Annotated in this window: 13 protein-coding genes; 4 read left to right on the top strand and 9 right to left on the bottom strand. The window is 72.0% G+C overall.

All coding sequences use genetic code 11. From position 1 onward, the window contains the following. On the top strand, positions 1-253 hold a 253-nt coding region (locus Air01nite_RS19720), incomplete at its 5' end, for a hypothetical protein (protein ID WP_203704142.1). An 11-nt stretch (positions 254-264) separates the two neighbouring features. Here Air01nite_RS19720 and Air01nite_RS19715 read toward each other — a convergent pair. From Air01nite_RS19715 to Air01nite_RS19695, 5 genes are all read right to left on the bottom strand, one after another. After that, entirely contained in the window at positions 265-906 is a 642-nt protein-coding gene (locus Air01nite_RS19715) for a class I SAM-dependent methyltransferase (protein ID WP_203704141.1), read from the bottom strand. Then, positions 906-1,643: a dethiobiotin synthase gene (gene bioD, locus Air01nite_RS19710; protein WP_203704140.1), complete on the bottom strand. Its 738-nt coding sequence runs from the start codon at positions 1,641-1,643 to the stop codon at positions 906-908. Before bioD ends, Air01nite_RS19715 begins: the two co-directional genes overlap by 1 nt. Before the next feature lie 43 nt (positions 1,644-1,686). Further along, complete coding sequence (locus tag Air01nite_RS19705; protein ID WP_203704138.1) at positions 1,687-2,187, bottom strand: GNAT family N-acetyltransferase; 501 nt, start codon at positions 2,185-2,187, stop codon at positions 1,687-1,689. A 389-nt stretch (positions 2,188-2,576) separates the two neighbouring features. Beyond that, the gene (locus Air01nite_RS19700) at positions 2,577-3,614 is read right to left on the bottom strand and encodes a GNAT family N-acetyltransferase (protein WP_203704137.1); all 1,038 of its coding nucleotides are present in this window, start codon (positions 3,612-3,614) and stop codon (positions 2,577-2,579) included. 27 nt (positions 3,615-3,641) lie between these two features. After that, on the bottom strand, positions 3,642-4,364 hold the full coding sequence (locus tag Air01nite_RS19695) for an ACT domain-containing protein (protein WP_203704136.1): 723 nt from the start codon (positions 4,362-4,364) through the stop codon (positions 3,642-3,644). Between the two features lie 126 nt (positions 4,365-4,490). On the opposite strand from Air01nite_RS19695, the gene Air01nite_RS19690 reads away from it, so the two are divergent. The 3 genes from Air01nite_RS19690 to Air01nite_RS19680 are packed head-to-tail and all read left to right on the top strand — an operon-like array spanning position 4,491 to position 7,342. Next, positions 4,491-5,519, top strand: coding sequence for a phosphotransferase family protein (locus Air01nite_RS19690; protein WP_203704135.1), 1,029 nt, complete (start codon positions 4,491-4,493; stop codon positions 5,517-5,519). Continuing rightward, positions 5,519-6,733: an acyl-CoA dehydrogenase family protein gene (locus Air01nite_RS19685; RefSeq protein WP_203704133.1), complete on the top strand. Its 1,215-nt coding sequence runs from the start codon at positions 5,519-5,521 to the stop codon at positions 6,731-6,733. Before Air01nite_RS19690 ends, Air01nite_RS19685 begins: the two co-directional genes overlap by 1 nt. Before the next feature lie 33 nt (positions 6,734-6,766). Then, positions 6,767-7,342, top strand: a complete 576-nt coding sequence (locus Air01nite_RS19680) for a GNAT family N-acetyltransferase (protein ID WP_239090816.1) — start codon at positions 6,767-6,769, stop codon at positions 7,340-7,342. A 7-nt stretch (positions 7,343-7,349) separates the two neighbouring features. Here Air01nite_RS19680 and Air01nite_RS19675 read toward each other — a convergent pair whose 3' ends face one another. From Air01nite_RS19675 to Air01nite_RS19660, 4 genes are read right to left on the bottom strand one after another with little or no spacing between them, the layout of a single operon-like run. Beyond that, complete coding sequence (locus Air01nite_RS19675) at positions 7,350-8,141, bottom strand: arginase family protein (RefSeq protein ID WP_203704131.1); 792 nt, start codon at positions 8,139-8,141, stop codon at positions 7,350-7,352. 9 nt (positions 8,142-8,150) lie between these two features. Then, on the bottom strand, positions 8,151-9,197 hold the full coding sequence (locus Air01nite_RS19670) for a LacI family DNA-binding transcriptional regulator (protein ID WP_203704130.1): 1,047 nt from the start codon (positions 9,195-9,197) through the stop codon (positions 8,151-8,153). A 33-nt stretch (positions 9,198-9,230) separates the two neighbouring features. Then, the gene (locus tag Air01nite_RS19665; RefSeq protein ID WP_203704129.1) at positions 9,231-10,598 is read right to left on the bottom strand and encodes a GH1 family beta-glucosidase; all 1,368 of its coding nucleotides are present in this window, start codon (positions 10,596-10,598) and stop codon (positions 9,231-9,233) included. Continuing rightward, positions 10,595-11,437, bottom strand: coding sequence for a carbohydrate ABC transporter permease (locus tag Air01nite_RS19660; RefSeq protein ID WP_203704151.1), 843 nt, complete (start codon positions 11,435-11,437; stop codon positions 10,595-10,597). The genes Air01nite_RS19665 and Air01nite_RS19660 overlap by 4 nt, the downstream gene beginning before the upstream one ends. Positions 11,438-11,439: the final 2 nt, after the last annotated feature.

Below are 11,439 nucleotides of genomic sequence, written 5' to 3'. Positions count from 1 at the left end.
AATCACGCACGAGCGCCTCGACCCCGCCGGTCGCCCGCACCCAATCACGCGCGAGCGCCTCGACCTCGCCGGCCGCCCGCATTCGATCACGAACCGAACGTCACGGACGGCTACCGGGTTCCGGCACGCCCGACCACCCGCGACGCGATGCGCGCGACCCGGATCCCGCGACCACGACGGCGCGCCCGACGATATCGAGGCCCCCGCCACCGCACCGAAGGTCTCGCGCAGCTCAGCCGGCGGCGACAACTAACCCCCTTGGAACTAGGGCAGGCGCCAGACCGACGTGTGCTTCTTCGTGACGCTTTCCAGGGCCATCGTCGTGGGGACGTCGTAGGAGGCGACCTCCGTGCCGGCGGCCTGTGGGCGGAAGGCGCGGCCCGGGTCGCCCGCGTAGGCGTCGGCACCTGCCTTGCGCGCCCGGCGGAGGAAGTTGAACATCCGCGTCGCGAACGACTGGCTGTAATAGACGTCGCCCGCCAGGACCACGTCGGCGTCGGCCGGCCCGTCCAGGATGTCGGCGCACACGGCCTCGACGGTGACGCCGTTGGCCTTCGCGTTGGCGCCGACCGCGGCGATGGCCAGCGGGTCGATGTCGACCGCGCGCACCGTGGCCGCACCGGCCTTCGCGGCGGCGACGGCCACCAGGCCCGAGCCGCACGCCACGTCGAGCACCCGGCGGCCGGCGACCACCTCCGGGTGGTCCAGCACATAGCGGGCCAGGCCCTGGCCGCCCGCCCAGGCGAACGCCCAGAACGGCGGCGGCTGCTCGCTGCGGAACTCGCCCTCGGTCAGCTCCCAGAGCCCGATCGGCTCGTCGGCCTGGTGCAGCAGAATTTCCGGGATCAGGGGCACGGGCGCCAGCCGGGCGTGCAGCCGGACGAACGCGTCAGCGAGATCGGTCATCAGTCGATGTTCTCCGCCCAGGCGCGCCAGTCGTCGAGCACCCCGTGCAGTGACGGGGTCAGCCAGCCGGGCGCCGACCGGCCGAACACGCCCGGTTCCATCGCACCGGCGCCGTCGGGCAGCACGCCCACCAGGTCGTCGACGAGGTCGGTCAGGTTGGCCCAGTGCTGCAACTCCGGCTCCGCGGGCCAGGCGCCGAGCACCACCCCGGCCGGTACGGCCCGGCGCGACAGCGCCTCCAGCGTCAGCGCGATGTGGTTGAGCGTGCCGAAGCCCGCGCGGGCCACGACCACCGCCGGCGCGCCCAGCGAGACGGCCAGGTCCGCGACCGTCCACGGTTCACCGGACGGGCGCACCCCCATCGGCACCAGCAGCCCGCCGGCGCCGTCGACCAGGACCACGTCGTGCTGCTCCGCCTGCTCCCGCACCGTGTCCACGACCGCATAGAGCTCCAGCGGCTCGACCTGGGCGACGCGGGCGGCGGCCAACGGCGAGAGCGGCTCGGGATAGGTCGCGATCGTCCGGGCGGCGGCCGGCGCGGCCAGCGCACGCACGATGTCCACGTCGGACACCGCGCCGTCGGGAAGCCCCGGCTGCGCGGGCTTGACCACGGACACCCGCAAGCCGGCGGCCTGTGCCGCGACCGCGACGGCCGCGGTCAGGATGGTCTTGCCGACCCCGCTGTCGGTGCCGGTGACCAGAACAGGGCCGGTCCACGCGTCGCTCACGCCGCGCACTCCACCACAAGGTGCGATGCCCGGTCAAAACCGCGCACGGGAGTCAGTCCGGGAGGTCCTCCGCCAACAGGTCGAGCAGCAGCCCGTCGTGGAAGGTGCCGTCGGGGCCGCGCTCGTAGCGGCGCAGCACGCCGACCCGCCGGAAACCCACCCGCTCGTAAGCGCGGATCGCCGCCACGTTGGCGGCGGCGGGGTCGATCACCAGGCGGTGGTGGCCGACGGTGCGGATCAGGTGCCTGGCCATCGTGCGTACCGCGTCGGTCCCGATGCCCTTGCCGTGCACGGAGGGCTCGAGGTAGATGTCCATGCCGGCGTGCCGGTACATGGGGTCTTCTTCCTCGTAGGTCTGCACGGCGCCGACCGTGCGCCCGTCGACCTCGACCACGTAGGTGCGGTCGAGGTCCTCGGCCACCGCGGCGGGATAGTCGTCCTCGGGGCCCCACCACAGGGTGACCTCGGGCGCGGACCGGATCACCGCGAGTGGCGCTATGTCGGCGTCGTTCGCCTGGCGGAGAAGCACGTACTCGCCGGTCAACGTGGTCATTCTTGGAAGGCTATCGCTCACGCATCGATAGCGCGCCACAGTTTTCCCACCGGTCTCAGCCGACAACAGGGCCTGCCGCCATCACACGCTGGTACCAGCGCTTTTGGCCTTTCGGCCGGGCTGGCGCGGCGTTTTTTCGCACTAAACTCGTGCGTGTCCGTGGAGCCGCGCGCGACTACGCGCAGCGGAGGACACGAGGGGGCGGATGTGGGCGCATCCGCCCCCTTTTTTAATGCGCGCAAATGCCTAGCGGGCGCGATGCCGAACCAGCATCGCGCCCGCTAGGAAGGGCCCCTTCCCGCCGTCCCACGGGAAGGGACCCGGACCCATCCCCTACCCCCGCCGTCCCGCTCCCGCATCAGGAGCGAACCGTCGGAGCCTGCTCGGCATCAGCCAGACGCCGAAGATTTGAGTGGCACCGTCACGCTCGCGACCACACCGTCGCGCTGGGCCGGCGCCCCGTGTCCGAGCCGCCGCAGTGTGCGTTCCATGCCGGGGTTGTCGGCGGCGGTGTGTGCCAGGACCGCCGCGCAGCCGATCCGTTCGGCCCGGGCGAACGCGCGCCGCACCAACGCCGTGCCGAGACCCCGGCGCTGCCAGCCGTCCTCGACGACCACCGACAGCTCCGCGCACGAGCCTTCCACGACCAGGTTGGCCATCGCGACGACGGTATCCACGGACGTGATCCCGGGCACCACGGCGAGCAGCGTCTGCACGCGCGCGGGATCGAGCAACCGACCCAGCGCGGCCGGCCCCGGCACGCCGTCGGTGGTCAGGTAACGGCGGCGCCGCGTGCCCGGCGAGCAGCGCTCGTGCATCGCCACGAGGGCCGACAGGTCGTCGGGCGTCGCCGGGCGCAGCGTCAGCTCCGTGCCGTCGGGCAGCAGCAGGGTCGCGGTGTCGGCCGCGCGCTGTGCCGCGGCGGCGGCGATCTCGACGAGCGCCTGCGCCCGCGCGTACTCCGCCGGGGTGAAGTCCGGTGCCGCCCGCTGCACGTCGTAACGGCCGCCGGTCGGGTCCGGCAGGGCCATCCCGTGCGCCCGCATGTCGGGCCGCGCCGGTCCGGCCGGCCGCCAGGTGACGGTGTCGGCGTCGAGCAGCGACCGCAGCGCGTCGCCGAGCGAGTCCGGGTCGCGGACCAGGCGGGCGGCCAGGCCCAGCGCCCGGGTCGGCTGGTCGGCCAGGCCCTGGGCCTCGGCCGGCGCGATCCACGCGTCGCGGCCACGCCCCCGTTCGACGGCCGCCCGCAGGTCGGCCTCGGTCATCGTGTGCGGCGCGTCGACGAGGAAGTCGTCCACCGCGCCCGCTTCGGTCGTGTGCACCTGGACGGCGAGGATGTTGACCGCCTTGAGCGCCAGGCTAGCGGTCAGCACCGAGAGGAAGCCCGGACGGTCGTCGACCGTCGCGCGGATCCGCCAAAGGGTCATGCCGTCCTCCTTTCCAATCTTTCGAGATCAGGCCGCCGCGACCGGCGGCGCGGAGACCAGGTCGAGCCGGTCACCGAGGATCACCGCGGCGGCGCGGACCAACTGCGCCATCCGGTCGACCTCGCTGACGTGGAACGCGGCGGCGGGCAGCTCGTCACCGTCCGTGCGGGCGGCCACCAGCACGAGGCCCGCCCGGCCGAACGGCGCCACGGCGTAGCGGATGCCGTCGAGACCGTCGAACGGTCGCGCCCGCAGGGGTGTGACCTCCGGCAGCCGGGGTGGCTCCGGCGCCCGCCAGCTCGCGCAGGCGACCGCCGGAGCCGTACCCGTTGCCACCGAGCCGGCCGAAGGACGTGCCCGCGCCGCCCAGTCGGCCGGCACCACCGCGGCGGCTGCCCAATCCGCGGCTAGCAACCCCGGCACGGCGTCGACCAGGGTGGCCAGGCCGTCGGCCGGGTTGGCGGCGAGTTGGGCGAGCAGCTCGGCATCGTGACCGCTGCTGGTGGGCGCGCCGATCGCCCGCCAGATGCCGTCGATGTGCACGCCCGGGATGGCGCCCAGCCCGGCGTGCAGCCGCTCCAGCCGTGAGCTGCCCGGCCACACGACGGTGAAGTCGTCGACGGCCCGGCCACCCAGCCGTTCCAGCACGACCACCTGGACGATGTCGGCACCGGCGACGCCCAGCGTGCGCGCCACCTGGCCGAGCGCCCCGGGGCGGTCTGGCAGGGTCACCCGTACCCGCAACAACATCCCCGTCTCCCTCGCTCGCGTGATGACCAGGTTGCCGGGTGACCATTTCGTCCCTGTTGCCGCGCCATGTCTCGACCGCTACAACCTCGGCTTGACACTGTGAACGCCGTGCCCTCAACTGTTCAGATGACCGAGGAGGGGCCGGCTGGGCTCGATCTGCGTAGTCTGTCCGGCTACCTGGGCACCCCGGTGGCCGCCACCCTGATCCCCGGCGGTCGGTCCAACCTCACCTACCACCTGGTCGCGGGCGGCGACGATCTCGTGCTGCGCCGGCCGCCGCTCGGCCACGTGCTGGCCACCGCGCACGACATGGGTCGCGAGTTCCGGGTGATCTCCGCGCTGGCGCAGACCCCGGTCCCCGTGCCGCAGGCGGTCCGGTTCTGTCCTGACGAGACGGTCATCGGCGCGCCGTTCTATCTGATGCAACGGGTCGAGGGCACGGTGTTCCGCAGCGCGGACCAGACCGATCCGCTGGGTGCGGGCCGGCGCCGCGACCTCGCGCACACCATGATGGACACCCTCGCGGCGCTGCACTCCGTGAAGCCCGACGAGGTGGGGCTGGGCGACTTCGGCCGGCCCGACGGCTACCTTGCCCGCCAGGTCAAGCGGTGGAGCGCCCAGCTCGACAAGTCGCGCAGCCGCCCGCTGCCCGAGGTCGACGCGCTGCGCGACCGGCTCGCGGCGACCATCCCGGCACCGACCGGGCCCGGTGCGATCGTGCACGGCGACTACCGGCTCGACAACCTGATCGTCGCGCCCGACGGCAGCGCGATCCGGGCGGTGCTCGACTGGGAGATGGCCACGCTCGGTGACCCGCTCGCCGACCTGGGCCTCCTGCTGACCTACTGGGACGTGCTCGGCGGTCCGGCCGCGGCCGGCGCCGCCGGCGTCGTCTCCACCGGCCTCGGCCCGCGGGCCGGCTTCCCGAGCGGAGCCGACCTGATCGAGCGGTACGTGGCCGCCGGCGGCGTCGACGTCGGCCCGCTTGACTGGCACGTGGCACTGGGCTGTTTCAAGCTCGCGGTGATCTCGGAAGGCATCTACTACCGGTACACGCTCGGCCAGACCGTTGGCGCGGGCTTCGAGCGGTTCGCCGAGATGGCCGGGCCGCTCACCGCGCACGGTCTCGCCGCAATCGCATCCGTGGAGGGCTGATGGACTTCGGCTTCGACCAACGCACCGGCGAACTGCACGAGGCGGTCAACGACTTCCTGATCGAGCACGTCTACCCGGCCGAGCCGGTCTTCGCGGAGCAGTTCGCGCAGGCGGAGAACCCGTGGACGCGCCCGCCGGTGGTCGACGAGCTCAAGGCCGAGGCCCGTCGGCGCGGCCTGTGGAACCTGTTCCTGCCGGGTTCCCGCGGCGCGGGCCTGTCCAACCTGCAGTACGCGCCGCTGGCCGAGTTGCTGGGCCGCAGCCCCCACCTGGCGCCGGAGGCGCTCAACTGCGCCGCGCCCGACACCGGCAACATGGAGTTGCTGGCCGAGTTCGGCTCGCCGGAGCAGCAGGCCCGCTGGCTCACCCCGCTGCTCGAGGGCACGATCCGCTCGGCGTTCTGCATGACCGAGCCCGACGTGGCCTCCTCCGACGCGACGAACATTGCCACCACGATCCGCCGCGACGGCGACTCCTACGTGATCGACGGCCGCAAGTGGTGGTCGTCGGGCGCGATGGACCCGCGCTGCGAGATCTTCATCGTGATGGGCAAGACGGATCCGGGCGCTGAACGGCACAAGCAGCAGAGCATGATCCTCGTGCCGCGGTCGACGCCCGGTGTGACGGTGCTCCGTGGGATGACCGTCTTCGGTTTCACCGACGGCGCGCACGGGGGGCACGCGGAGATCAGCTTCGAGGGGGTACGCGTACCCGCGGATAATTTGATCGCCGCGGAGGGCGACGGCTTCGGCATCGCGCAGGCGCGCCTCGGCCCGGGCCGGATCCACCACTGCATGCGCCTGATCGGCATGGCGGAGCGGGCGCTGGAGCTGCTCTGCGGGCGCGTGGCGGCGCGCCAGGCGTTCGGCAAGCCGCTGGCGGAGCAGGGCGTGGTGCGCGACTGGATCGCGGAGTCGCGGGTCCGGATCGAGCAGGCCCGGCTGCTGGTGCTGAAGACCGCGTGGCTGATGGACACGGTCGGCAACAAGGGCGCGCACACCGAGATCCAGGCGATCAAGATCGCGACGCCGGCGATGGCCGAGTGGGTGATCGACAAGGCGATCCAGGCGCACGGCGCGGCCGGGGTCAGCCAGGACACGCCGCTGGCGGCGCTCTGGACGGCGGCCCGCACGCTGCGCCTCGCGGACGGCCCCGACGAGGTGCACCGGGCGTCGCTGGCCCGCCGCGAGCTGCGGAAGTGGTCGGTGGGTTAGCGAGCCTGGCTCACGATTGGCACGATGGGCGGCGTGGTTGACGATCTTTCACTGCACCCGAAGTACCCCGTCCGGACCGAACGCCTGCACCTGCGCCCGCTGACCGCAGCCGACACCGACGCCCTGCTCGCCTACCGCAGCCTCCCCGAGGTGTGCCGATATGTTCCGTTCGCCCCGATGGACAAGGCGGTGATCGCGGACCGGTTGGCGGGGATGTGGTCCGTCACGACGCTGACCGACGAGGGCCAGGCCCTCACGCTCGGCATCGAGCTGGCCACCACGGGCGAACTCGTCGGCGACGTGGTGCTGTTCTTCCACAGCCGGGCACACCGCGGCGGCGAGATCGGCTACGTCGTCAACCCGTCGTTCGAGGGCAACGGGTACGCGACGGAGGCGGCCCGCGCCCTGCTGAAGCTCGGCTTCGAGGACCTGGGCCTGCACCGCATCATCGGCCGGATCGACGAACGCAACAAGCCGTCGGCCAAGGTCCTGCGCCGCCTCGGCATGCGCGAGGAGGCCCGGCTGGTGCGGAACGAGTGGTTCAAGGGCGAGTGGAGCACAGAGCTCGACTTCGCGATGCTGGCGGAGGAGTGGCAGGCCCAGCGCTGATCAGTGGTCAGAGCCGGATCGCGGCGGCCAGGCCGCGGATGACGTCCGCCTCGGCCTGGTCGGTGGTGTCGTCGGGTGGGGCGTGTTCGGTGATGGCGGCGCCGACCACGTTGTCGAGGCTCGCCAGCAGGGCGGCCAGGCGGTCGGGTGCGACGCCGTCCGGCTCCGGGTAGCCGACCGACGCGAACGCTCCGGGATCCAGGACGTCCAGGTCCACGTGGACGTAGACCGGACCGGACACGCCCTCGACCGCCCGCTCCAGGTCGGCGACGCCGTAGCCGCGGACGCCGGAGCGTTCCAGATAGTCGTACTCGCTCGGGTCGCCGGCCCGGATGCCCGCGAGGACCACCTGCTCCGGGCGCAGCGGATCGGCCGGGACCAGCGGTGCCGGGCCGTCGCCCAGCAGCGTGCGCAGAACCATTCCGTGGAACGACCCCGACGGCAGCGTCTGCGGCGTGTAGAGGTCGGGGTGCGCGTCGAACCACAGCACCGTGAGGTCGTCGCCGTGGCGGGCCCGCGCTCGCGCGATGGGGGCCAGGTCCACGCCGCACTCGCCGCCCGCGGTGAAGACCGGACCGTCGATCCCGGCCAGCGCGGCCCGGGTCAGGTCCAGGTTGGCGACCAGCACGTCGAGTGCTTTGACACCCAGGTCGAAAGCGCCGGGATCAGCGCGTACGGGCACCGTCACCACGGCGTCCGCCGCCACCAACGAAGCGGTGCGCCCCGCACCGACGGCCAGCCGCCGCGCCCCCGCCGCACTAGAACCCTGCCACTGCGGAACGCACAACGCCGTCACCATTGGACGAGGTTAGGCGGTTTCGCGTTCGACGAGCCAGGTGTCCAGGAGGACGTGGGGCTGGGCGATCTCTTCCCGGCGGATCCGGGACACCAGCAGCCGGGCCATTTCGCGGCCCATCTCTTCGATCGGCTGGTGGACCGTGGTCAGCGGCGGGTTCGACTGGCGGGCGATCGGGGCGTCGTCGAAGCCCACCACCGCCACGTCGTCCGGGATGCGGCGGCCGGCTTCCTGCAGCGCGCGGACCGCGCCGTACGCCATCGGGTCCGACGCCGCGAACACCGCGTCCACGTCCGGGTTGTCGGCGAGCAGTTGGCGCATCGCCGCCGTGCCGCTGGCCTCGCTGAAGTCGCCGTACGCGATCAGTTTCTCGTCGACCGTGGCGCCCGTGGCCTCGATCGCCTGGCGGTAGCCCGCCAACCGGGTAACCCCGGCGCCCATGTCCTGCGGCCCCGCGATGGTGGCGACCCGGCGGCGGCCCCGGCCGAACAGGTATTCCATCGCCTGCCGCGCGCCACCCGCGTTGTCCATGTCGACGTAGTAGGCCTCCTGCGCGTCCGGCTGCAGCATCCGCGCCGGCCGCCCGCCCAGCACCGCCGGCAGGCCGCGCTGCTCCAGCAGCGTCGGCAGCGGGTCGGCGTCGTGCAACGACAGCAACAGCACCCCGTCGATGTGCTGGTTGGTCAGATGGTGCTCGATCCGCTCGCGCTCCGCCGGCGACTGGGCCATCGCCAGCCAGAGCTGCATCGACGTGTCGATCAGCCCCGAGCTGACCCCGCGGACGATGGCCGCGAAGAACGGCTCGGTGAAGACCCGTTCCTCGGACTCCGAGACGACCAGGGCGACCGAGTCGGTCCGCTGGGTGACCAGGGCCCGGGCCGCGCGGTTGGGCACGTAGCCGAGTTCCGCGATCGCCGCCTGCACCGCCGCCCGCGCCTCGGGGCTGACCTGTGGTGAGCCGTTGACCACCCGGGAGACCGTGCCCCGGCCGACCCCGGCCCGCGCGGCGACCGCGTCGAGGGTGGGGCGGCCGAGGGACCTGGTGCGCTGGGTCGTCATCTTCTCGCTCCTCCGCCGGCCGGACACCGCGCCTTATTCTGCGGCCAGTCCGTTACGTCGGATCACTTCGGCGTACCACCTGGCGCTCGTCTTCGGGGTGCGGAGTTGCGTGGCGTAATCGACATGAATCAGGCCGAAACGCTTGGTGTAACCCCACGCCCATTCGAAATTATCCATCAGCGACCAGGCGAAGTAGCCCCGCAGGGGCACCCCGGCCGTGATCGCCTCATGACAGGCGCGCAGGTGGGCATCGAAATAGGCGACCCGCTGCGGGTCCGCGACCTCGCCGTCGACGACCTGGTCGACGAACGCGGCGCCGTTCTCGGTCACGTAGAGCGGCACCGCCGGGTACTCCGCCGCGAGCCGGGTCAGCGTCTCGACCAGGCCGGGCGCGTCGATCTCCCAGTTCATATCGGTGACCGGGAACCCTCGGGTGACGAACCGGACATCCTCGCTGCCGGGCCACGACGTCTGCTTCCGCCAGCACGGCGACGGCGTAACGCCCGGGACGGGGCCCGCGACGACGTGGCGGCTGTAGTAGTTGACGCCGAGCATCGGCAACGGCGTGGAGATCAATTCAAGATCCCCATCGCGTACGTGGGACATATCGGAAACCGGTGCAAGATCGGCGACCACATCCGCCGGATACGCACCACGCAACAGCGGATCCAGGAAGATCCGGTTCGCCATGCCGTCGATCCGCCGCGCGGCATCAAGATCAACCTCAGCGGAAGACGCCGGCGAGATCGCGTAAAGGTTCAGCGTGATCCCGATCGGCCCCACCGCCTGCGCGGCCAGCCCGTGCCCCAGCAACAGGTGGTGGGCCGCCCGCACCGCGTCGCCCGGATCCGACCGCCCGGGCGCGTGCACCCCCGACCCGTAGCCGAGGAACGCGGAGCACCACGGCTCGTTGAACGTCGTCCAGAGCCGCACCCGGTCGCCGAGCGCATCGTGCGCCAGCGTCGCGTAGTCCGCGAACCGGCGCGCCGTGTCCCGCGCCGGCCAGCCGCCCGCGTCCTCCAGCTCCTGCGGCAGGTCCCAGTGATAGAGCGTCACCCACGGCTCGATGCCGTTGTCGAGCAGCTCGTCGACCAGCGCGCGGTAGAAGTCGAGCCCCCGTTGGCTGGCCGGCCCGCTGCCGCCCGGCTGGATCCGGGGCCAGGACAGGGAGAACCGGTAGGAGCGCAGCCCCATCGCGGACATCAGCTTCACGTCGTCGCGCCACCGGTGGTAGTGGTCGCACGCGACGTCACCGGTGTCGCCGCCGACCGTGCGGCCGGGCGTGTGGCTGAAGGTGTCCCAGATCGAGGGCGTACGCCCGTCCTCCGCGGCCGCCCCTTCGATCTGGTACGCCGCGGTGGCCGCACCCCAGAGGAAGCCGGGAGGAAACGTGGTGGTCACGACTTGACGGCGCCTTCCATGATGCCGCCGATGATCTGGCGGCCGAAGAAAATGAACACGAGGAGCAGCGGCACGGTCCCGACCGCCGTCGCGGCGAAGACCTGCGCGTAGTCGGTGTAGTAGGCGTAGGACAGGAACGCGAGCGAGACCTGCAGCGTCGGGTTGTCGTTGGTCAGCACCGCGTACGGCCAGAGGAACTGGTTCCAGGTGTCCATGAAGGTCAGCAGGCCGAGCACCGCGGCGGCCGGGCGCAGCGCCGGCAGCACGACGTTCCAGTAGATCCGGAACGTGCTGCAGCCGTCGACCCGCGCCGCCTCGATCAGCTCGTCGGAGACCGCCTGCATCGCGTACTGGCGCATCATGAACACACCGAACGCCGTGACCAGGAACGGCACGGTGACCGCGTAGAGGGTGTCGTACCAGCCCAGGTCCTGCATCATTCCCCAGAGCGGGATGAGGCCGAGCTGGGTCGGCACCATCATCGTCACGATGATGAACAGCAGCAGGCCGCCGCGACCTCGGAAGCGCAGCTTGGCGAACGCGAACCCGGCCAGCGTGCCGGTCAGCACGACGGCGACGGTGACCACTGTGGACACGATGACCGAGTTGACGAGGCCCTTGACGAAGTTGGCGGCGTCGTTGTCGAGCACGCGCTGGAAGTTGTCGCCGAACGCGCTGCCGGGCGTGAACGGCGGCGGCACCGAGTTGATGGCGTCCAGGCTGCGGGTGGCGATGACGAACATGTAGTAGAACGGGTAGATCGACGCCAGGACCGCGAGGACCAACGCGATGTAGGTCAGCGGGCTGGTCTTCCAGAGGCGGGCGGAGGCCGCGACCATCG

The organism is Asanoa iriomotensis (assembly GCF_016862515.1).
Classification (GTDB): Bacteria; Actinomycetota; Actinomycetes; order Mycobacteriales; family Micromonosporaceae; genus Asanoa; species Asanoa iriomotensis.
Note: the sequence above shows the minus strand (reverse complement) of the source record. Positions and strands in the feature narration are given on the sequence as shown.